23 protein-coding genes are annotated in these 19,690 nt (G+C 62.4%); 11 read left to right on the top strand and 12 right to left on the bottom strand.

The window, feature by feature from the left end:
• Positions 1-289 precede the first annotated feature (289 nt).
• Together AC54AF_RS11190 and AC54AF_RS11195 are read left to right on the top strand one after the other, a co-directional pair.
• The gene (locus AC54AF_RS11190; protein ID WP_131688025.1) at positions 290-1,318 is read left to right on the top strand and encodes an OmpA family protein; all 1,029 of its coding nucleotides are present in this window, start codon (positions 290-292) and stop codon (positions 1,316-1,318) included.
• Between the two features lie 69 nt (positions 1,319-1,387).
• A complete protein-coding gene (locus AC54AF_RS11195; protein WP_131688026.1) occupies positions 1,388-2,335 on the top strand; it encodes a YhjD/YihY/BrkB family envelope integrity protein in 948 nt (315 codons plus the stop codon).
• Between the two features lie 55 nt (positions 2,336-2,390).
• Here AC54AF_RS11195 and AC54AF_RS11200 read toward each other — a convergent pair whose 3' ends face one another.
• The 3 genes from AC54AF_RS11200 to AC54AF_RS11210 form a co-directional block, all read right to left on the bottom strand.
• Positions 2,391-3,590 (bottom strand): AI-2E family transporter, encoded by a 1,200-nt coding sequence (locus AC54AF_RS11200; protein ID WP_496636607.1) that lies wholly within the window; start codon positions 3,588-3,590, stop codon positions 2,391-2,393.
• Positions 3,591-3,662: 72 nt separating this feature from the next.
• Positions 3,663-3,974 carry a BON domain-containing protein gene (locus tag AC54AF_RS11205; RefSeq protein WP_034786324.1) on the bottom strand — a complete coding sequence of 104 codons (312 nt, stop codon included), beginning with the start codon at positions 3,972-3,974 and terminating at the stop codon, positions 3,663-3,665.
• Between the two features lie 82 nt (positions 3,975-4,056).
• Complete coding sequence (locus AC54AF_RS11210) at positions 4,057-4,611, bottom strand: hypothetical protein (protein ID WP_496636608.1); 555 nt, start codon at positions 4,609-4,611, stop codon at positions 4,057-4,059.
• A gap of 269 nt (positions 4,612-4,880) precedes the next feature.
• On the opposite strand from AC54AF_RS11210, the gene AC54AF_RS11215 reads away from it, so the two are divergent.
• The 3 genes from AC54AF_RS11215 (at position 4,881) to AC54AF_RS11225 (ending at position 5,894) form a co-directional block, all read left to right on the top strand.
• On the top strand, positions 4,881-5,327 hold the full coding sequence (locus AC54AF_RS11215; protein ID WP_034758920.1) for an outer membrane lipoprotein: 447 nt from the start codon (positions 4,881-4,883) through the stop codon (positions 5,325-5,327).
• Between the two features lie 67 nt (positions 5,328-5,394).
• The gene (locus AC54AF_RS11220; RefSeq protein ID WP_010396415.1) at positions 5,395-5,547 is read left to right on the top strand and encodes a DUF3309 family protein; all 153 of its coding nucleotides are present in this window, start codon (positions 5,395-5,397) and stop codon (positions 5,545-5,547) included.
• 44 nt (positions 5,548-5,591) lie between these two features.
• Positions 5,592-5,894 carry a hypothetical protein gene (locus AC54AF_RS11225; RefSeq protein ID WP_496636609.1) on the top strand — a complete coding sequence of 101 codons (303 nt, stop codon included), beginning with the start codon at positions 5,592-5,594 and terminating at the stop codon, positions 5,892-5,894.
• A 166-nt stretch (positions 5,895-6,060) separates the two neighbouring features.
• Here the strand turns inward: AC54AF_RS11225 and AC54AF_RS11230 are convergent, their stop codons facing one another.
• From AC54AF_RS11230 to AC54AF_RS11260, 7 genes are all read right to left on the bottom strand, one after another.
• Entirely contained in the window at positions 6,061-7,215 is a 1,155-nt protein-coding gene (locus tag AC54AF_RS11230) for a patatin-like phospholipase family protein (RefSeq protein WP_496636610.1), read from the bottom strand.
• Positions 7,216-7,350: 135 nt separating this feature from the next.
• Entirely contained in the window at positions 7,351-7,689 is a 339-nt protein-coding gene (locus tag AC54AF_RS11235; RefSeq protein ID WP_131688031.1) for a hypothetical protein, read from the bottom strand.
• Positions 7,690-7,709: 20 nt separating this feature from the next.
• Complete coding sequence (locus tag AC54AF_RS11240) at positions 7,710-8,096, bottom strand: phage holin family protein (RefSeq protein ID WP_034758936.1); 387 nt, start codon at positions 8,094-8,096, stop codon at positions 7,710-7,712.
• 18 nt (positions 8,097-8,114) lie between these two features.
• Positions 8,115-8,417 carry an ElaB/YgaM/YqjD family protein gene (locus tag AC54AF_RS11245; protein WP_035826246.1) on the bottom strand — a complete coding sequence of 101 codons (303 nt, stop codon included), beginning with the start codon at positions 8,415-8,417 and terminating at the stop codon, positions 8,115-8,117.
• Between the two features lie 58 nt (positions 8,418-8,475).
• Complete coding sequence (locus tag AC54AF_RS11250) at positions 8,476-9,012, bottom strand: ferritin-like domain-containing protein (RefSeq protein ID WP_131688032.1); 537 nt, start codon at positions 9,010-9,012, stop codon at positions 8,476-8,478.
• A 192-nt stretch (positions 9,013-9,204) separates the two neighbouring features.
• Positions 9,205-10,104, bottom strand: coding sequence for an OmpA family protein (locus AC54AF_RS11255; RefSeq protein ID WP_496636611.1), 900 nt, complete (start codon positions 10,102-10,104; stop codon positions 9,205-9,207).
• Between the two features lie 32 nt (positions 10,105-10,136).
• Positions 10,137-10,541 carry a DUF4398 domain-containing protein gene (locus tag AC54AF_RS11260; RefSeq protein ID WP_496636612.1) on the bottom strand — a complete coding sequence of 135 codons (405 nt, stop codon included), beginning with the start codon at positions 10,539-10,541 and terminating at the stop codon, positions 10,137-10,139.
• Between the two features lie 256 nt (positions 10,542-10,797).
• Here AC54AF_RS11260 and AC54AF_RS11265 point away from each other — a divergent pair, with 256 nt between their 5' ends.
• Both AC54AF_RS11265 and AC54AF_RS11270 read left to right on the top strand, forming a co-directional pair.
• Positions 10,798-12,837 (top strand): AsmA family protein, encoded by a 2,040-nt coding sequence (locus AC54AF_RS11265; protein ID WP_496636613.1) that lies wholly within the window; start codon positions 10,798-10,800, stop codon positions 12,835-12,837.
• Between the two features lie 174 nt (positions 12,838-13,011).
• Positions 13,012-13,230, top strand: a complete 219-nt coding sequence (locus AC54AF_RS11270; protein ID WP_010396384.1) for a YMGG-like glycine zipper-containing protein — start codon at positions 13,012-13,014, stop codon at positions 13,228-13,230.
• Between the two features lie 78 nt (positions 13,231-13,308).
• Here the strand turns inward: AC54AF_RS11270 and AC54AF_RS11275 are convergent, their stop codons facing one another.
• Positions 13,309-14,085: a helix-turn-helix domain-containing protein gene (locus AC54AF_RS11275; RefSeq protein ID WP_131688036.1), complete on the bottom strand. Its 777-nt coding sequence runs from the start codon at positions 14,083-14,085 to the stop codon at positions 13,309-13,311.
• A 185-nt stretch (positions 14,086-14,270) separates the two neighbouring features.
• Between AC54AF_RS11275 and AC54AF_RS11280 the strand changes: the two genes are divergently transcribed.
• From AC54AF_RS11280 to AC54AF_RS11295, 4 genes are all read left to right on the top strand, one after another.
• Positions 14,271-14,921, top strand: a complete 651-nt coding sequence (locus tag AC54AF_RS11280) for an outer membrane lipoprotein (RefSeq protein WP_496636614.1) — start codon at positions 14,271-14,273, stop codon at positions 14,919-14,921.
• Between the two features lie 168 nt (positions 14,922-15,089).
• Positions 15,090-15,332, top strand: a complete 243-nt coding sequence (locus tag AC54AF_RS11285) for a hypothetical protein (RefSeq protein WP_496636615.1) — start codon at positions 15,090-15,092, stop codon at positions 15,330-15,332.
• Positions 15,333-15,516: 184 nt separating this feature from the next.
• Positions 15,517-15,663: a lmo0937 family membrane protein gene (locus AC54AF_RS11290; protein ID WP_010396376.1), complete on the top strand. Its 147-nt coding sequence runs from the start codon at positions 15,517-15,519 to the stop codon at positions 15,661-15,663.
• A 215-nt stretch (positions 15,664-15,878) separates the two neighbouring features.
• Entirely contained in the window at positions 15,879-16,514 is a 636-nt protein-coding gene (locus tag AC54AF_RS11295; protein WP_496636629.1) for a YiaD family glycine zipper/OmpA-like lipoprotein, read from the top strand.
• Positions 16,515-16,583: 69 nt separating this feature from the next.
• On the opposite strand, the gene AC54AF_RS11300 is transcribed toward AC54AF_RS11295, so the two are convergent.
• Positions 16,584-19,427, bottom strand: a complete 2,844-nt coding sequence (locus tag AC54AF_RS11300) for a M16 family metallopeptidase (RefSeq protein ID WP_496636616.1) — start codon at positions 19,425-19,427, stop codon at positions 16,584-16,586.
• Between the last annotated feature and the right edge of the window lie 263 nt (positions 19,428-19,690).

The raw sequence follows: 19,690 nt of genomic DNA on the forward strand, positions 1-19,690 counted from the left end.
GTCGCGGCACCAGGAAGTGGCCGTGATTGCAAAAGTCTGCAGCGGCGAATGAGTTTTTTTCAACACCACAGTCTTTGTCGTGAATCTGCAACACCATTGATATACAACAATGCTTTGTGCGCTAACGCACCGACCTCTCGAACCTGGAATCGTATTCTTAGTCCAACAGCAGTGCATTTATCGCAAGAAAGCGCACCTGGAATGGTTGTCTATCTCTAGCAATAGCATGTCTGGCAGTTGTCGCATTGATGCAGTAGAGAAAATCTCTTATCAACGTTGGGAGTTACTTGTGAATAATCTAAAAAAAATCGCCGTTGCCGCCGCAGTACTGTGCTCCGCCCTCGGCGCACAGGCCCAGGAAATCAATCCCTCCTGGTACATTCAACCTAGCCTCAACGCACTCAAGCCAGATTCCGACTTCGCTACGGATAAAACCGGCTATGGCGCAGGCTTGCGTTTCGGTAAACCTGTTTCCCAGGACTGGGATATTCAGCTGGGCACCACGTATGCCCGCTCCAAGGATGGCCAACAGCGCTACCAGCAAAATACGCTGGGCGTAGACGGTCTGTACATGTTCTCGCGCAAAGCCTTCCGCCCCTTCCTGCTGGTCGGTGCCGGCATGCAGCGCGACAAGGACACCAGCCTCGCTTTCGGCGAACGCAGCAAGAGCTCGCCGTACGCCAGCGTCGGTCTGGGCTTCCAGTCCACGATCAACGATCAATTGTCGTTCCAGGCCGACGTGCGCAATGTGCACGGTTTCCTGCGCGGCAATACGTTCGACCCGAGCAGCAAGGCCAACAACTACTACGTCACGGTGGGCCTGAACTTCGCGTTCGACAAACCACCTGCACCGCCGCCACCACCGCCACCACCGCCAGTGCGTGAAGAAGTCGTCGTGGTCGTGCCGCCACCGCCACCACCACCACCGCCAGCACGCTTTGAAAAAGTGACGATGGCGGCAACGGAACTGTTCGCGTTCGACAGCGCCAAGCTGGGGCCGACACAGACCAAGCTCGACGAAATCGCCCGCGTACTGAACGCAGCGCCGGACGTCAACAACGTCGTCATCAGTGGTTATGCCGACCGCATCGGTTCGGCCAAGTACAATCTGAAACTGTCGCAGCAGCGCGCTGATGCAGTCAAGGAATACCTGGTCGCCCACGGTGTCGCCGCCAACCGCCTGTCGGCCGAAGGCAAGGGCTCCACCAATCCTGTCGTCACCTGCGATAACAAGAAGCGTGCCGATCTGATCAAGTGCCTGGAACCAAACCGCCGCGTTGAAGTGGAACAGATCACCATCGAACGCCGCGTGCAGTAAGCCAGACAGTGGTACGCCACTTGTGAATAAAAAAGGGGCTCGCGCCCCTTTTTTGCATTGAAAGCCAGCATGAATTTTTCTACCCGCTATCCCCGACTGGCCGGCCTGGCGCCGTTCAGCAAGCAGATGCGCAGCGTCATCGTCTGTTCCGTCACCGAATGGCTGGAACACCGCGCCTCGAGCAAGGGCGCCGCCCTCGCCTACTACACCCTGTTTTCCATCGCCCCCATCCTCGTGCTGGTGATCGCCATCGCCGGTTTTTTCTATGGCCCGGCCGCCGCGCGCGGCGAGCTGATGGGGCAACTGCAGGGTTTGCTGGGCACGCAGGGCGCCGAAGCCATCCAGCTGGTGCTGGCCGGCGCGAAGAACCATGATCAGGGGCGCATCGCCACCCTCATCGCCAGCGCCCTGCTGCTGTTTGGCGCCACCAGCGTATTTGCCGAACTGAAAGCCAGCCTCGATGAGATCTGGCAAGTGCCACCGCTGAAGGAAGCGGGCGCCTGGGACATGCTGCGCACGCGCTTGCTGTCCTTCGGCCTGGTGCTGGTGCTGGCCTTCCTGCTGATGGTGTCGCTGGTGGTCAATGCCGCCATGGCCATCCTGGCCAACTTCTGGGAAGGCGTGTGGAAAGACACGGCCGTGCTGTTTACCATCCTGTCGAACCTGATCGGCTTTGCCGTCATCGCCAGCCTGTTTGCCGTCATCTATAAAATGCTGCCGCGCGTGCGCCTGTCCTGGCACGACGTGCTGATCGGCGCCATCGGCACGGCTTTCATGTTTTCACTGGGGAAGTATGCAATTGGCGTGTATATCGGCAATAGCGGCGTGGCCAGCAGCTATGGCGCGGCCGGGTCGCTGGTGGCCCTGCTGCTGTGGGTATATTACTCGGCGCAAATTTTCTTCCTGGGGGCCGAATTCACGCGCCAGTTCGCGCTGCAACTGGGCAGCATGAAGGATATGCCGAAGAACGACGATGGCGATGTGCAGGTCAAGATACTGAAACGCCACCAATCCTGAACCGGCTGCAGGATGTCAAAACGGCGTCCGCGGGCGCCGTTTGCCTTGCCGCAAGCTATTCGCCCAGCAGCTCGGCCACCGCTTCCATGCCTTGCACGCGCTCAGCCACCACTTTCACGATGACGATGATGGGCACGCCCAGCAGCAAGCCCCAGACGCCCCACAGCCAGCCCCAGAACAGCAGGCTGATGAACACGGCCGAGGGATTCATGCGGGCGATGCGCCCCGTCATCCAGGTAGTGACAAAGGTGCCGACCAGAGTGGCGATGGCCATCGACGTGCCCGTCACCAGCACGACCATTTCCAGCGATTCGAACTGCAAAAAGGCGACCAGCCCCGTGGCGATAGTGATGAGCAAGGGACCGAAATACGGCATGATGTGCAGCAAGCCGGCCACGATGGCCCAGGCACCCGCGTTTTCCAGGCCGATCACGCTCAGGGCGATCCACATCAGCAGCGCCAGCAAGCCATTCGTGACGAGCAGCATGAACATATAGTTCTGGATCGAGGTATTGATGTCTTCCAGAATGTGCACGGTGACCTTCTTGCGGCTCAACGACGGGCCCGTCAGCTTGACGAGCTTGCGCTTGAAGGTATTGCCCGACAGCAGCAGGAAAAACACGAGAAAGATGACCATGGCGGCCTGGCTGAGGAACCCGACCAGGCCCAGCGAGCCGGCCCAGACCCAGTCCATGATCTTGAAATTCGGCGCGTCCGGCGCGGTGGCGGCGCGGCGGACGTTGCGGCGCGCCTCGGCGCCAGCGGCCACTTGCTCGATGGCATTGGCCACGGCCTGCATCTTCTCGAAGGTGCTGTTCTTGCCACCCGTGTTCTCGGCGATCAGCCGCGACAGTTTATGGGTGGCGGCCGGCAACTCTTCAACGATGGATTCGAATTCGCCCTGCACGCGCTCGATCACGACGACGGAGCCAAACAGGATCAGGGCCATCACCACGCTGGTGCCGATGGCGCGCGGCAGGCGCAACTTTTCCAGCCAGGCGACGACGGGATTGAGGGTATAGGCAATGAAAATGCCGAAAAGGACGGGAATGAGGAATTTCTGCGCCCATTGCAACGCAAAGATGAAGCTGACGGTGGCGATAATGCCCAGCGCCATGCCGCGCGCATTGACATGCAGCGGCAAACGCAAGGATGCGTCCGGGTGCTCCCCGGGCGCGCCGGGAGGTGGCCCGACAGGCTCGGTGGAGACAGCCGCCACCGGCTCGGGCGGGGTATCTGTAGGCTGGATATGCATGCGATTCCCGCGACGGTCGGTGGAGAGCCACAGGGCCAGCCGTGGGGCTGGCCGCTGCGGCAGGTCATGCCATTACTTGACGCGGATGTCGTTTTTCACGGACTTCACGCCCTTGACGCCACGGGTAATTTCGCCCGCTTTGGCGGCATCGGCAGGCTGCGCCACGAAGCCGCTCAGCTGAACCACGCCCTTGAAGGTTTCAACGTTGATTTCCGTCGATTTCAGGGTAGGCTCGTTGAAGATGCTGGCTTTCACTTTGGTGGTGATGGCCGCGTCGTCGATGTACTCGCCCGTGCCTTCCTTGGTTGGGGTCGAAGCGCAACCTGCAACGGCGAACAGGGATGCGACGAAAAGGCCAGTAGCGATAGATTTAGTAAATTTCATGGTTTTTTCCTTAGGAGTGGTCAATCAATGTGCTCACAATGAGCTTCTTATACCAGTTTGGTGACTGCGCGCCGGAGGGAGCTCAGTAGCCGAACTGGGTTTTTGCAGCCTTGATACAGTCATCCTTGGCTGCGCCGGCCAATGCATCGCATTTTTCTGTCGCGACCTTGTACTCGGCTTTTCTTTTTGCTTCACGCGCATCGCTGCGCGCTTCGATGACTTTCTTGTCTGCCTTGGCATCGGCCAGGGCCGCCACCTTGGTGGACTTGGCCAGCTTGACGCAGACATCCTTGTCGTTGCCCGTCAGCGCATTGCAGCGCGCCAGGTCGACGTCGTAGTTGGCATCGGCAATCTTGATGCGCGCCTTGGTGTAGGCGCGCAGGGTATTCGTGTATTGCGCTTGCGCCACCGCTTCGTCGTAGGTGCGCACAGCCTTCGCTTCGGCGATGCAGACATCCTTCGGGTTGCCCGTGATTTTTTCGCATTCGGCATGCGCCAGCTTGTAATTCAGGCCCGCCTGTTCATTGGCCGCCTTGTAGGCTGCTTTTGCTTCCGGCGTGGCCGCCACTGCGTGGCCGCCCCAGGCGGCGCATGCCAGGCTGACGACGATGGCGGTGAAAAGCTTATTCTTGTTCATGTTGTATTTCTCCCTGGTGGTAGCAAGCATGTCTGCTTGGCATGACTACCGTTTTACGTGGATAGTCGCCGCTCTTCTGTACGCTGCCGTACACAAGTAATTTATTTTGAAAGCAGAAGGCCGATAGGGAGAAATAACAACGTTTTGCCGGATCGCTCCAGCCAACAATACCATCTTCGACCGCCAATAAGTGCGTGCGGCAGCGTACAGACCGGGGACAGGGGCGTGTCTAAGATGGCACTACACCCTCACCTCGTCAGGAGAATAAAATGAAAACCAACGCCACCTTGGCTGCACTGATGCTCGCCGCTACCGCCGTACTGAGCGGTTGCGCCACCGGCCCTTCCCAGTCACAACAATATTACCCGGCCAACCAGCCGGAATCGGCCATGTACGGCACCGTCGACTCCATCCAGATCGTCCAGGGTGGCGGACAAACCAGCGGCGCTGGCGCCGTGGTCGGCGGTATCGCCGGCGCCCTGCTGGGCAATACCATCGGCTCGGGCAGCGGACGCACGGCCGCCACCGTGGCGGGCGCCGTCGCCGGCGGCGTCGTCGGTAACCAGGTGGAAGGCCGCAAACAGCAGGCGCAGGCTTACCAGATCAGCGTACGCCTCGACAACGGCGAGTACCGCACCGTGGTGCAGGACAACGCGAATGATTTGCGCCCGGGCAACCGCGTGCGCGTCGTTGACGGCCGCGTCTACCGCTATTAATTTCCGGCGGAGCTTGCCAGCAGGCATCCGCCATCCCGCATGCGTCGTACGATAACAAGGAGTTGCCATGGGCACCATCATTCTGATCATCTTGATCCTGGCCCTGGTCGGCGTCCTGCCTACCTGGCCGCATAGCCGCAACTGGGGTTACGGCCCCAGCGGCATCGCCGGTCTGGTCGTAGTGATACTGATCCTGCTATTACTGACAGGCAGGTTGTAAAAAAGGGCGCTGCGGCGCCTTTTTTATTTCATGGAGGAAATATCATGACTATCCACAACACACTCCTGGCCACCCTGTTCGCCTGCACCCTGGCGCCACTGGCACTGGCCCAGACGGCCACGCCGCAGCCGGGCGACCCGCAACGCTGGTACCAGGAAGACAGCACGGCGCAAGCCCAGCTGCGCACCCTGCGCAAGGAAATCGCCGCCGCCCTGGCCGAGGCCAGGAAAGCCTGCCGTTCGGAACCCTCCGCCGCGCGCGCCACCTGCCTGAAGGAAGCGCAAGACACGTACCGGCAAGACATGGCAAACGCGGAAAAACTGCGCGCAGCGGCGCATCCGCAGTGATGCGCCGTGCGGTTGCGGCGCTGGACTAACCGCAACACCTGACACAACCGTCGCGAGCGGAAGGGAGAGGTGGCCAAGAAGCGCAACCGTACTTTGTACGGGACGCCGAGCCGGTGAGCATCGCAGGCCGCCTATACCGACGCGCAGCAGGTTTTGACAGGCGTCACTAAGCGGCGTCGCGTTCGTAGGGGGGCAGTTCGTGCACCACCAGCGGCGTGTCCTCCGTGACAAAGGCCAGCCAGCCGGCGGCCTTGATCGCGCGCAAGCCATCCTGGTAGCCCTGCTCCCAGCGCCACTCGATGGAGCCCTTGGAGAAATTGATGTCCTTGGCCGCCATATGCCAGTCGCGCCCTGCATACGGCAGGCGCACGATGTGCATGGTGCTGTCGCAACCGAGCGCCACCAGCTCGTCCGTCTGCTGGCGGTTGTGCTGCGTGTCGGGCAGACCGGCGTACAGTTCGCGCAATTTGCGCTGCAAGGTATGCGTATTGACATAATCGGCGATATGCCGCTTCGAGCGCGACGCGAATGTCACGTCTTTTTGCCGCGTCTGCACTTCATCGAGGGTGGTCGGTTCCGGCCCTTCCGAGCTCCACAGGTCGACCATAAAGACCAGGGTGTCGACGTGGGGCGTGTCGTCGAGCACGGTTTCCAGCGGCGTGTTCGAGTACAGGCCGCCATCCCAATATAAATCGCCATCGACGCGCACGCCGGCAAAGCCGGGCGGCAAGGCGCCGCTGGCGCGGATATGGTCCGCCGTCAGAGACTGCTGCTGGCTGTCGAAACTGGTGAGGCTGCCGCATTTGACGCGCAGGGCGTTGACCGTCAGGCGCATGCCGCCGGGCTGGTTCAGGTAATCGAAATCGACCAGTTCCTCGAGGGTGGTGGCCAGCTCGCTGGTGTCATAAAAACTGGCCTCTTCCGGCTTGACGGCGATTCCGGCGGGAAACAGGCTGAAGGCGCGCGGCTTGAAGAAGCCGGGCACGCCGCGCAGCACCGTATCGAGCGTGGCCAGCCAGATGTTCGAGCGGCGCTGCCGGTCGGACACCAGGTTCATGTCGATGCTGTCGCGGTGCGCCACGCGCTGCCAGAACTGTTTCAGACGCACGAGCCTGTCCTCGTGCTTGTTGCCCGCCAGAATGGCGGCGTTGATGGCGCCGATCGAGGTGCCCACCACCCAGTCGGGCGCCAGGCCATGCTCGTGCAGCGCGTGGTAGACGCCGGCCTGGTAGGCGCCCAGCGCGCCGCCGCCCTGCAGCACCAGCACGATGCGCAGGCGCGAGGGATTTAACTGATTGATCGGTGTCTTCGAATTCGTCATCAAGATGGCCCTCTGTCCGCCGCGCGGGTGCGGCGTGAATCATTGTAAGGGATTGCGTCCGTGTGCGCCGGACCTTGGGTACGGGCAAAAAAAAACGCCGTCGATGACGGCGTTCCTGTGCAGCACGGCTGGCGTTCAGCGCTTGCGGCGCAGCCAGCTGGCGGCGACGGCGGCCACGGCCACGAGGACCAGGGCCGGCTTGACCAGCTTCTTGCGCCCGATAAACGATAGCGCCGTCAGCACGTAAGGCATGGCGCCTTGCAATCGCATGCCGCCCGGCGCCAGCAGGGATTCGACGCGGTGGCCGGCAAAGCCGACCGCCGTGTCGACCACGCCCTGGAGCATCGACTCGGGGCGCAGCGCATAGCCCACGTTGGCGCGTGCATGCACGATGCCCACGCGGTACATTTCACCCTGGGCGATCAGCAGGCGCTTGCGGGCGGCTTGCGCCGCCAGTTTGTCGTTGTCCGACATGAATTCTCCTCGAAGGCAGCTTACATCAGCATGTCGCGGTCAGCCTTCAATTCCGCCATGGTGGCCGGCATGGACAGCTTTCCTTGACGCAACATGGCGCGCGCATACATGACCAGGGCGATGGCCAGCAGTACGAACACGACCGTCATGATCGCCAGGATCTTCCAGCCCAGGCTATCCCAGGCCAGGAAGACGATCAGCACGCTGCCGTAAGCGATGGCAAACAAGCCCGCCACTGTCGCCAACGCGAAAATGACAATCAGCTGCAGCATGTGATTGCGCACTTCCGACAGTTCGATGGTGGCCAGTTCCAGCCGCGACAACATCAGTCCGACGGCGTTTTTGGCCAGGCCGGCGACCGAGCCGATCAATCCCGGCCCCTGGTGAGACGAAGCAGACTTGTCCATATCGCTCCTGACAGTGGATTACTTGCGGCCCAGGATGAAGCCGACCAGCACACCGACGCCAGCGGCGACGGCCACCGTGCGCCATGGGTTTTCCTTGACATAGCCGTCTGCCTGGGCAGCCATCTGCTTGGTGGCAACGATGGCCGACGCTTGCGCTTCATGCGCCTTGGCCAGCGCGGCGTCCAGGGTTTTCATGCCCTTGACGCGCACTTCATCGGCTTTTTCGCCAGTCAGGGCAGCAGCGGCGCTGAACAGGGCTTGCGCATCCTTGACCAGGGTTTTGACATCGTTATTAACGGTGGTGATATTATTTTCCAACATGGTTTAGCTCCTTAGCTGTGGATGAATGTAGTTACTATACCTACTTTACTCAAAAACACTATTCCATTAGATCGCGCATATCATCGGCGTGCTCTTCCTCGACAGCCATGATTTTGATCAACAAATGGCGTGTCGTCGGGTCTTTGTCGCCGATTTTCACGATCATCTGGCGATACGACTCGATCGCCACCCGTTCCGCGATCAGATTGGCACGCACCATGCTCTGCACGTCTTCGGAGTCATCATACTCGGCATGGCTACGCGCAAGCAATGTTGCAGGATTAAAATCTGGCTTGCCATTCAATTGCACGATGCGTTCGGCCAGCCAGTCGGCGTGTTCCTGCTCCTGCTGCGCATGCTCAAGGAACTCGGCCTTGATGCCGCCATTGTCGCGCCCGCTCACGGTGTAGTAATGGCGTTTGTAGCGCGCAATACACACCAGTTCGGTGGCCAGCGCCCCATTCAACAGGGTGATCAATTCCTGGCGGTCGCCCTGATAGCCGGCCGTCACGGCGCCGTCGTCCAGGTTGCTGGCGGCAGCGCGGATGGCGGCCGTATCGATGCCAGCTGGAATCTCAACAGATGTTTGGGTCATGATGTTTCCTTTCAAGTCTTGCATGGGTATCCACCGGCCAACATTCGGCCGGTGCTGCCTACTCACCAATCAAACACTAGGCAAAACCGTAGCGAGCGGCAGTGAATTGTGGCCGAGAAGCGCAGCTGTGCTAGAGCACAGTGAGCATCGGAGGCCGCAAGTCGCGACGCGCAGCAGGTTTGGCCTGGTGTTTTAGCGGCGGGCGGGAATCGCGGTGTTATCTTCCGACAGGACGATTTCCACCCGGCGATTCAGCTGGCGGTTCGCCGCGCTGTCGTTGCCGGCGGCCGGATAGGCGGCGCCATAGCCTTTCGTGGCGATGCGGTCACGGCTGATGCCCTGCTCCAGCAGCGCATTGCGCACGGATTCGGCGCGGCGTTGCGACAGTTGCAGGTTGTGCGCGGAACCGCCCGTGCTATCCGTAAAGCCTTCGATCAGCACGGTGCGCTGCGGGTTGTTTTTCAGCACGTCGGCCAGCTTGCGCGCCGTATTGGTGCCATCGGCCGTCAGGTTCGCCTTGTCCGTGCCAAACAGCACGTCGCCCAGGGTGATCACCATGCCGCGTTCGGTTTTCTTGGCAGCCAGGTCGGCCAGCTGCGCTTCGAGTCCGGCGGCGCGGGCTTGCGCATCGCGGGCCGACGCTTCGGCCGCTTGCGCCTGGGCCTTGGCCGCTTCCGCATCCGCCTGCGCCGACTGGGCGCGGGCCGTGGCCTGGTCAGCCTGCTGCGTGCGCGCATCGAGGCGCAACTGGTCGCGCTGCTTGCCGGCGTTGGCGATATCGGCTTCTGCGGCCTTCTGCTTGGCGACTTCTTGCGCCGTGGCTATCTTTTGCTTGGCCAGGTAGGCCAGCTTGTCGACTTTTTCGCTATCTTCCTGGCGCGTGGCGGCCGCGTTTGCCGCTTCCAGCGCTGCGCTCGCTTCGCGGAATTCGCGTGGCGCATAGGTCGACACGATCGGGTTCGATTGCGCCGCCATGTAGTCGCCGCGCGTCTGGTCGAGCAGGCTGGTGGTGGTCGGTGCGGAGCTGCAGGCGGCGACAAAGGCGGCCATGGCCAGCAGGCCGGGAATGGTGGTGTAAGTAGCTTTTTTCATGATGGGGTCCTGTTATTGGTTATTGTTGTTGCTTATTGTTTTGGGACTTGCTGATTGGCGCGGTCGAGCTCTTCGCGCATGACGCGGATGTTCTCGTTGATTTCATCGGCGGCGCTGGTGGCCTTGGCCGAGTTGGCCTTGCTTTGCGCCAGCTTGGCATCGGCTTGCGCCTGGTCGGCCAGCTCGCGCGCCAGCTTGTAGTCGCGGTCTTTCAAAGCCTGGTTAGCCATGCGCATTTTTTCGCGGGCCGAACGCATTTCATCGGGTGCCAGCTCGGCGGCGCCGGCGCTGGCGGCGTTATCCACGGCGGCGCGCGACACGGCGACATCGGCCGTGGCAGGCGTTTTCAGGCTGGAGCAGCCCGTCATCAGGACGACGGCGGTAGCGCAGGCGGCCAAGGTGGCGAATGGGGAAATCTTGAAATCTCGGTTTGTCATTTTTCTTCTCCTGGAGAGTGTTAAGCGTAAGGGGTAGATGTCGTGCATCTGGAATCAGGAACTGCGTTTGATGTATGACGTTATAGGCTCCGGCTCACCGCATATCCGTTCGGTGCCGCACATAGGGTAAGAAATCGACAATACTTGCATGGGCAACGTGCGCTAGCGCACGTGCCGGCCAGCCAAACCTGAAACGGCCCCGGCTTTGGAGCGATTCCTGTAGCATCGCAACTACTTGTACAGAAAGAATCAGCTTATGCCGCTCTCCCGCCGTCAGAAAATCGCCCTCGCCAGCACCGCCGTATTGATCGCCCTGCCCGTCACGGCTTCCATCGTCCTGCTCAACATGGACTGGAACCGCGCCAAGCCCTGGCTCAATGCGCGCGCCAGCGACGCGCTGGGCAGGCCGTTTGCCATCGAGGGCGACCTGGCATTGACGTGGCGGCAGCCAGGCGATGCAGCAGGGAAAAAAACCTGGCGCGACTATCTGCCCTGGCCGCACCTGCAGGCAAAGGACGTCCGCCTGGGCAACCCGAGCGCCATGGCAGGAACGGACGAGGAGGCGCAGCTGGCCAGCGTCAGCCAGCTGGCGTTCTCGCTCAATCCGCTGGCCCTGCTGGACAAGAAAATCATCATCCCGCAATTGCGCTTCGACACGCCGCAGGTGCGCTTGCTGCGCGACAAGGATGGCAAAAATAACTGGACCTTCGACAAGCAGGACCAGCCATCGCCATGGCAGCTGGAATTGCAAAGCGTGGTCTTCAGCAAGGGCAGCGTGACCTTGGACGATGGCGTTACCGGGACGGCGATGCGCGCCGATGTCGACACCATCGCGGGCGATGCGCGCTACGGCATCGCCTGGACCCTGTCCGGCAAATACCGTGGCGAAAGCATCAAGGGTGGCGGCAAGGCGGGCGGCGTACTGTCGCTGCAGCAGCAAGGTACGCCCTTCCCCATCCAGGCCGACATGCGCGCCGGCGGCAGCAGCGTGGCCATCGAAGGCACCCTGACGCGCCCGGCCAACCTGGCCGCGCTCGACGTGCGCCTGAAACTGTCCGGGCCCAGCATGGCGCGCCTGTATCCCTTGACGGGCGTGCTGCTGCCGGAAACGCCGCACTTCAGCACGGAAGGCCATTTGACGGGCACCCTGGCGCCGCGAGGCGGCGAATGGGTGTACGACCAGTTCAGCGGCAAGGTGGGCTCCAGCGACATCAGTGGCAAGCTGGCTTTTTCCGCCAGCACGCCGCGCAAGCGCCTGACGGGCGCAGTCCACTCGCGCCTGCTGCAATTTTCCGACCTCGGTCCGCTGGTGGGCGCCGATTCCAGCGCCAGCAAGAAGGAACGGGGCGTGCCGTCGACGCAGCCAGCCGGCCGCGTGCTGCCGGTGGAAACCTTCAAGACGGAGCGCTGGACCAGCCTGGACGCCGACGTGCGCTACACGGCCGACAAGATCACGCGCGATGCCGAGTTACCGATCAGCAAGCTCGACACGCATCTGGTGCTGACGGATGGCGTGCTGTCCCTGGCGCCGCTCAACTTCAACGTGGCGGGCGGCACCCTGACGTCGCAGATCAAGCTCGACGGCAGCGGCAAGGTCATCGCCAACGGCATCGCGGCCGAACTCAAGGCCAGCGCGCGCCATCTGCACATCCAGCAACTGTTTCCCCGCCTGCCGGCCCTGCAGGCCAGCGTGGGCGAAATCAATGGCGACGCCTCGCTGTCGGCCACGGGCAATTCCGTCGCCACGCTGCTGGGCAGCTCGAACGGCGAAGTGCGCGCGCTGATCAACCGGGGCAGCATCAGCAAGCTGTTGCTGGAAGAAATGGGCTTGAATATCGGCAGTGTCGTGCTGGCCAAACTGGCGGGCGACAAGCAGGTCAGGCTCAATTGCATGGCCGCCGATTTCGCCGTCACCAAAGGACTCATGCGCACGCGCCAGTTCATCGTCGACACGGATGACGCCGTCCTCAATATCGACGGCACGGTGAACCTGGCCGATGAACGGCTGAATCTGACCCTGCGGCCGGACAGCAAGGGCTTGCGCATCTTTTCGCTGCGCTCGCCCCTGTATGTGCATGGCACCTTCAGCAAGCCCGACGTGAGCGTCGACAAGGGCGTGCTGGCCCTGCGCGCCGGTGGCGCACTGGCGCTGGCCGTGGTGGCGCCCGTGGCGGCGCTGCTGCCGCTGGTCAATGCCGGCCCCGTCGAGGACAGCGAATGCGCGGCACTGCTGGCCCAGGCGCGCGTCAAACCGGTGGCGCCGAAACCGGGCAAGACAGCGCGCAAAAGCCGCTGAGCGACACGCCAGCGTGCGCGATTACAATTGTTACACCCCTATGTGCGTTGCCGAACAGACCCTGTCTTGCCGCAATTCTATTCTGTGATCGTGCCTGAAACACGTGGCGACACGAAGTCCCACCGGCCCATACCATGCTGGCGCCACGAGGTCCGAATTCATAGGAGAACTATCATGCAAATCATTAAAAAAATCGCCGCTACCACTTCCGTTGCCGCCCTGCTGCTGAGCTTGACGGCTTGCGCCAACATGTCCGGCCAGGATAAGAACACCGCCATCGGCGCCGGCATCGGCGCCGTGGCCGGCTCCGTGCTGACGGGTGGCAGCGCTGTCGGCGCTGTCGGCGGCGCCGCCGTCGGCGGCGTGATCGGCAATCAGGTCAAGCCGAAGTAATCGCTGAACGAAAAAGCGGGGTGGGTGCCGAGGCGCCCGCCCCGCTTTTTTGCGTCCGCGGCACAGGGATGATGAAAATCAGACGAAGACGTTGGCCATGCCGATGGCGCCGCTATCCTTGACCAGCGCGTAGCAGCGGCAGGAGACGGCTTCCAGCCCCGGCGAATCGAGGATCTCGATATTGCCGCGGCTGTAGGTGATGAGTTTTTGCTGTTGCAGCGCGCTGGCCGCCTTGGTCACGCCGACCCGCCGCACACCGAGGGTATGGGCGAGGAATTCATGCGTCAGGTGAAATTTTTCGGACTGCAGGCGGTCGCGCGTGATCAGCAGCGAACGGGCCAGGCGCGCCTCGAGGACATGGAAGCGGCTGCACACGGCAATCTGGATGGCTTGCGCCAGCAGGGTGTCCGTGTAGCGGTACAGCAAACGCTGCAGGGATTCGAGCTGGGCGAACTCGGCGCAAAAGTCCGCCCGCGCGATGCGGCTGGCCGTGCCGGAACGCTGCACCACGGCACGCACTTGCGCCAGATCATGACCGAGCGCGACGGAAGCGCCCAGCACGCCTTCGCGGCCGACGGAGCCCACTTCCAGGGTCATGCGGCCTTCTGCCACGGCCAGCAGCGAGATCAGGCAATCGCCGGGGAAATAGATGTGGCCGATAGGCTGGCCCGGTTCGTACAGCACCTCGCCCACCTCGACCGTGACGGTCTCGAACAGCGCCGTCAGGTGCCGCAAGTCGTGCTCGGGCAGGCTGGCCAGCAAGCGGTTGCCAGCATCAGGCGCGCCTGCGGGCGTGCCCAGGCCGGATCGGCCTGCGTCGCGGGACAGGGTCATGCTGGCGGTCGTTGGTGGCATTGCTTTTCCTTGGTGTCGTTACAACTCGACATAATTTTTACTTAGCCTACGGTGCAGTACCGGCCCTGTATGTACGGTGACGCACAGAAGTGCGGCACGCGGCACCGCACACTGGCAACACACACGAATAAGCAGCAGAACACGCATCACCCTTTTATTATTTTAAAAAAACCAAGGAGCTCTCCATGACCACCACCACCAAATCCCTCCATCCACTGGTGCTTGCCGCCGCCGTCGCCGTCCTGCTGTTTTGCGGCGTCGGCACGGCTGCCCTGATGGGCTGGCTGCCTTCCTCCCAGAGCGATAGCCAGCCCCTCGCGGCCAGCACCTCGGCCGAACAGCTGGCCAGCCTGCAGGCAAACCAGCCGCCGGCTGGCGCGCAGCCGCTGGCCGCCCTGCCGCCACAGCAGCAGCAACCACAGCAACAGCCCGTGCGCCAGCCGCAGCCACAACAGCCACAGCAGCAGCCACAATACGCGGCAGCCCCTGCGCCACAGGTGTGCAGCAATTGCGGCGTGATCGAAGCCATCCATGAAGTCAATACGCGCGCCGAAGGCAGCGGCGTGGGCGCGGCTGGCGGCGCCGTCGTCGGCGGCTTGCTGGGCAACCAGGTAGGCGGCGGCCACGGCAAGCAGCTGGCCACCGTGCTGGGCGCCGTTGGCGGCGCCGTGGCCGGCAACCAGATCGAAGGCAGCGTGCGCGCCACGCGCAGCTACAACATCGTCGTGCGCCTCGATAACGGCAAGACGCGCACCGTGCACCAGAGTGCCGCGCCGAACTGGCGCCAGGGCGACCGCGTGCGCGTCGTCAACGGCGCCCTGCGCGCCATCGGCTAAGCGGCCGGCGGCGCGCAGGCCGCCCGTCAGCGTGGCAAATCAAACACACGCCCGGCCTGTCCGGGCGTTTTCTTTTTAGCAAAGTTCGTTGGCGTACAGATGGGCTTGCAGGAGCGCGAGATGATGCATTAAGGAAAGTTCAACGGGTAGTCCGCTCAAGGAGCAGTGATGGAAAACGACAAGGCAGGCAGCAACAGGATGTGGCTGGGTTTGATCGGCGGCGGCTTGCTCGCTACGGCGCTGGGCTTCTGCGCGCTGGATCTGGCGCCGCCAACGGGCGGCCCCGTATTTGGCGTCATGCTGCTGCTCACCGGCGGCATGGTCAGTTGCCTGGCGGGCGCCGTCGGCATGGCCGGCATGCTGGCATGGGTGCCGGGCATGGCCGATGAACACGCCGACGGCCCCCGATAGTTGAGCCTTGTGTACGACAGCGTACAGAACGCAAGGAAAACAAAGTAGACACTTAGCCATGGCATCAGCGTTCAGCGACCCCGGTCGCCGCGCAATGACAAAAAACGATGACGGCGCCACGCGCCAGCGCCTTCCGGGCCGGGGCATTCGCCGTCATCCACACATTACTCTCGGAGGACATATCATGCTGTATACAATCGCCGTCGTACTCATTATTCTTTGGCTGCTGGGCCTGGTAACTTCCTATACCATTGGCGGCTTCATCCACATCCTGCTGGTGGTCGCCGTGATCATGGTGCTGCTGCGCCTGATCAGCGGGCGCGGTTTATAGCCCAGGCCGCTCACCTGGCCTGACAAGAGCGGCGCGCGTGCAAACGGGCGCCGCTCTTTTGCCGCCTTTTGCGTACAGTGTGCGCGCACTGGCAAGCAGCGCCATTTTGCAGTAACGTGTACGGGTAGTCCTGGGTATGTCCCAATAACAAAACAAGGAGAAAATCCATGAAAGAAACATTCAAAAAAGGCCCTGGCGCCAAATCCCTGATCGGCATGCTGGTGATCGCATTGGCCGCTAGCGGCTGCGCGGATATGTCCGCCACACAACGCGGCACGGCCACGGGCGCAGGCGTCGGCGCGGGCCTGGGCGCCCTGATCGGCGGCACCACCGGCGGCGGCAGCAGCGGCCGCACGGCCGGCGGCGCCCTGATCGGCGCGGCAGCGGGCGCCGTCATCGGCAATATCTGGTCGAACCGCATGGAAAACCAGAAGCGCGCGATGGAACAAGCCACACAGGGTACCGGTGTGCAAGTGACGCAGACGGCCGACAACCGCCTGAAAATGGAAATTCCAAGCGATATTTCCTTCGACACCAACCGCGCCGACATCAAGGGCAACTTCCGCCCCATCCTCGACCGCTTTGCCGCCACCCTGAACGAAAACCCGAACACCACGGTCAGCATCATCGGCCACACGGACAGCACGGGCAGCGCTTCGATCAACGAACCGCTGTCGGTGGAACGCGCGGCCCACACGCGCGACTACCTGGCCATGCGCGGCGTCTCGCCGACCCGCGTCGTCACGGAAGGCCGCGGCGCCCGCGAGCCGATCGCCTCGAATGCAGATGCCTCGGGACGCGCACGCAATCGCCGCGTGGAAATCTACGTCGCCGAAATGGCGCCACGCTAAGTTGACAGCATCAATAAAAAACCCGCTGGCAAGGTCACTTGCCAGCGGGTTTTTTCCATCCAAAACAGCTTATTTCGACGTCGTTGCCTTGGCGCCGCTTGCGCCCTCTTTCGCCACCTTGGCGAAGTCGCCCGCCGTCACGATCGAAACGGCCGATGGCTTCAGGTACTCGCGCAGGCTCTGGTTGACTTGCGCCAGGGTCAAGGCCGCCACTTTCGCTTCCAGATCCTTGTCGTACGCCATGGTACGGTCTTCGGCAAGGTAACCGGCCAGTTCGCGCGCCAGGCCGCTGTCCTGCGTGCGGCCCACTTCCTGCGATTGCAGCCAGCCTTTCTTCGCCTCGGCCAGTTCCTCTTGCGTGAAGCCGTCGGCCAGCGCCTTGGCGATTTCCTCGCGCAGGGCCGCTTCCACCTTGACCGTGTTTTGCGGCGCGCTGATGGCATACGCCATCCAGTAGCCGGCCGGCTCGCGCGACGGGATGCTCACTTGCGAGCCAACGCCGTACGACAGGCCTTCCTTCTGGCGGATGCGGTCGGCCAGACGGCTGCGCAAGGCGCCGCCACCGAGCATGTGATTGGCGATCAGCAAGGCGGGATAGTTGGCGGCGTCATCCTTGAGGGGAATCGGCTGGATGGCGAACAGCACGCTATTCGCCTTGTCCGGCGTTTCCAGCGTGACTTTTTCGCCGCTGACAGGCTTGACGGCATCACGAATGCGCACATATGGCTGCTGCGCCTTCCAGTTGCCGTACAGGCTGGCCACTTGCGCCTTCAGCGCGGCCGGGTCGAAGTCGCCCACGGCGGCAAAGGTGGCGTTCGACGCGCCATAGTAGGCGCCATGGAATGCTCTCACATCGGCCACCTTGATGGCTTTCCATTGCGCCAGCTCAAGCGGCAGGGTGGCCACGTGGCGCACATGGCCTTCCGGCGTGGCGTCGAGCAGGCGGCGGAATGCGTTCACGGCCAGCGGTTGCGGTTCAGGCAGCTCCTGCTCCGCGCGGCCGACGCGCTCGCGCTGCAATTCGAGGAATTCCGTTTCGTTCAAGGCCGGCTTTTGCAGCACCTGCGCCAGCAGGTCCATGGCGGCCGGCAAGTTCTCGCGCTTGCCCATCAGCATGGCGGTGACGCCCTCGGCGCCGCCCGTAATCGCCACTTGCGTGCCCAGCTGGTCGAACTTGTCCTTCACTTCCTGGCGCGACAGTTTATCCGTGCCGCGCGACAGCAGATTCGCCGTGTAGACGCCCACTTGCGCCTTGCCGCGCAAGTTCTCTTCGCTGCCGATCTGCAATTTCAATACGACGCTGACGGTGCTGCCCTTGGTTTTCTTCGGCAACAAGGCGCCCTTCAAGCCATTCGGCAAGGTGAAGCGCTGCGTGCGCGCCTCGATATTGTCGGGGCTGGGATCGAACGCTTCGCCCTGCGCCACCACGGCGCGGCCCGTGTAGCCGGCCAGTTGCGGCGCCACGTCGGCGTAAGCCGGCACGACGGTGCGGTTCGGCGCATCGGTGGGAATGAAGCGGCCCAGGGTGCGGTTCGAGCTCTTCAGGTATTTCTCGGCCGCCGCCTGCACCTGCGCCGTCGTCAGCTTGTCGAGCTGGTCGCGCTGCAGGAAGAACAAGCGCCAGTCGCCGGCCGCCAGCGATTCCGTCAGGGCGATCGTCATGCGCGCCGTGTTCGAGGTGATCAGCTCCACCTGCTTGTTCAGCTGCTGTTTCACGCGCGCCACTTCCGCATCCGTGATGGGCTGCGATTTCAGCTCTTCCAGCACTGTCAGCATGGCCGCTTGCGCCGCATCGAGGTTGCCATCGAGTGGCACCAGCGCGCCGAACAGGTTATAGCCCGGCTCCAGGTTGCTCACCGAGTTGTATTCGATCTTGCTGGCCAGCTTGGTTTCCACCAGCGCCTTGTGCAGGCGGCCGGCCGGCGCATCCGTCAGCACGTGGCCCAGCACCTCGATGGCGACGGCGTCCGGGTTGCCGGACGGCGCCACGTGGTAGCCGGCGCCGACGAACTGCGTGCCGCCGCTGCGGCGCACCGTCACGGCGCGCTCGCCATCCTGCACGGGTTCGGCCGTGTAGGTCGGTTCGATCACGCGCGTGGGTTTCGGAATCTTGCCGAACAGCGCATTGATCTGCTGCAAGACCTTGGTTTCGTCGAAGCGGCCCGCCACCATCAGCACGGCGTTATCTGGCTGATAATATTTATGGTAAAACGCGCGCAAGCGGGGAATATTCACCTGCTCGATGTCGGAACGGGCGCCGATGGTCGACTTGCCATAGTTGTGCCAGTCGTAGGCGATGGCCTGGATGCGTTCGCTCGTCACGCCGATCGGATCGCTCTCGCCCATCTCGAATTCGTTGCGCACGACCGTCATTTCGCCCTTCTGCGTCTTCGGGTTCCACAGATCGCTCTGGTCGATGGCGGCGTTGACCATGCGGTCCGCTTCCATGGCCAGCATCTGGCGCAGGTTATCGTCGTTGGCGGGGAAGGTGGCGTAGTAATTGGTGCGGTCGTACCAGGTGGTGCCGTTGAAATCAGCGCCCGTCGAGTTCAGTATCTCGACGGGGGTCTTGGTGCCCTTCTTGATGCCGAAATTGGCGCTGGGCTTGAACAGCAAGTGCTCGAGCAAGTGGGCCATGCCCGTTTCGCCATAGTTTTCATGGCGCGAGCCGACCAGGTAGACGATGTTGGTGGTCAGGGTCGGCTTGCTGGCATCGGGGAACAGCAGCACGCGCAAGCCATTGGCCAGCCGGTATTCGGTGATGCCTTCGACGGACGTGACTTTGACGGCGGCGCGGTTGGGCGCAGCCTTGCCGGCTTTCTGGGTCGGCGCCGCTTCCACCGGGGTGGCGGCAAGGACGAACGATGGCGAGAGGATGCCGGCGGCAAGCAGGAGGGCGGTAATGGGTTTCAAGGCAGAGTCCTGGTAACACTACGTTATTAGACACGCGCAAAAGCGGGCGCAATGGAATACGAACGCAAGAATTGCCATGGACCCGCGCTGCGTCTTCGCCGCCCAGGGAAATCATTGCCCACACAATTTACGTCATGCTTGTCACTTGCGCAAGTGCTGTCATCGGGCACTTATCTGCCCGTGTTATACTTCGTGGTTCCAGAACTATCTGCCTGTATATGAGACGAGCTCTCGTCCTGCTCTGCCTTTTTGTTTTCATCGCG

It is taken from the genome of Janthinobacterium sp. JF4, from assembly GCF_059617925.1.

Coding starts and splice junctions, on each gene's coding strand:
- AC54AF_RS11270 (WP_010396384.1), top strand. CDS start 13,012: ATGCAAATCATTAAAAAAATCGCCGCTACCACTTCCGTTGCCGCCCTG.
- AC54AF_RS11205 (WP_034786324.1), bottom strand. CDS start 3,974: ATGAAATTTACTAAATCTATCGCTACTGGCCTTTTCGTCGCATCCCTG.
- AC54AF_RS11200 (WP_496636607.1), bottom strand. CDS start 3,590: ATGCATATCCAGCCTACAGATACCCCGCCCGAGCCGGTGGCGGCTGTC.
- AC54AF_RS11265 (WP_496636613.1), top strand. CDS start 10,798: ATGCCGCTCTCCCGCCGTCAGAAAATCGCCCTCGCCAGCACCGCCGTA.
- AC54AF_RS11295 (WP_496636629.1), top strand. CDS start 15,879: ATGCTGGTGATCGCATTGGCCGCTAGCGGCTGCGCGGATATGTCCGCC.
- AC54AF_RS11225 (WP_496636609.1), top strand. CDS start 5,592: ATGACTATCCACAACACACTCCTGGCCACCCTGTTCGCCTGCACCCTG.
- AC54AF_RS11215 (WP_034758920.1), top strand. CDS start 4,881: ATGAAAACCAACGCCACCTTGGCTGCACTGATGCTCGCCGCTACCGCC.
- AC54AF_RS11230 (WP_496636610.1), bottom strand. CDS start 7,215: ATGACGAATTCGAAGACACCGATCAATCAGTTAAATCCCTCGCGCCTG.
- AC54AF_RS11275 (WP_131688036.1), bottom strand. CDS start 14,085: ATGCCACCAACGACCGCCAGCATGACCCTGTCCCGCGACGCAGGCCGA.
- AC54AF_RS11240 (WP_034758936.1), bottom strand. CDS start 8,096: ATGGACAAGTCTGCTTCGTCTCACCAGGGGCCGGGATTGATCGGCTCG.
- AC54AF_RS11280 (WP_496636614.1), top strand. CDS start 14,271: ATGACCACCACCACCAAATCCCTCCATCCACTGGTGCTTGCCGCCGCC.
- AC54AF_RS11260 (WP_496636612.1), bottom strand. CDS start 10,541: ATGACAAACCGAGATTTCAAGATTTCCCCATTCGCCACCTTGGCCGCC.
- AC54AF_RS11255 (WP_496636611.1), bottom strand. CDS start 10,104: ATGAAAAAAGCTACTTACACCACCATTCCCGGCCTGCTGGCCATGGCC.
- AC54AF_RS11245 (WP_035826246.1), bottom strand. CDS start 8,417: ATGTTGGAAAATAATATCACCACCGTTAATAACGATGTCAAAACCCTG.
- AC54AF_RS11195 (WP_131688026.1), top strand. CDS start 1,388: ATGAATTTTTCTACCCGCTATCCCCGACTGGCCGGCCTGGCGCCGTTC.
- AC54AF_RS11210 (WP_496636608.1), bottom strand. CDS start 4,611: ATGAACAAGAATAAGCTTTTCACCGCCATCGTCGTCAGCCTGGCATGC.
- AC54AF_RS11220 (WP_010396415.1), top strand. CDS start 5,395: ATGGGCACCATCATTCTGATCATCTTGATCCTGGCCCTGGTCGGCGTC.
- AC54AF_RS11290 (WP_010396376.1), top strand. CDS start 15,517: ATGCTGTATACAATCGCCGTCGTACTCATTATTCTTTGGCTGCTGGGC.
- AC54AF_RS11250 (WP_131688032.1), bottom strand. CDS start 9,012: ATGACCCAAACATCTGTTGAGATTCCAGCTGGCATCGATACGGCCGCC.
- AC54AF_RS11285 (WP_496636615.1), top strand. CDS start 15,090: ATGGAAAACGACAAGGCAGGCAGCAACAGGATGTGGCTGGGTTTGATC.
- AC54AF_RS11235 (WP_131688031.1), bottom strand. CDS start 7,689: ATGTCGGACAACGACAAACTGGCGGCGCAAGCCGCCCGCAAGCGCCTG.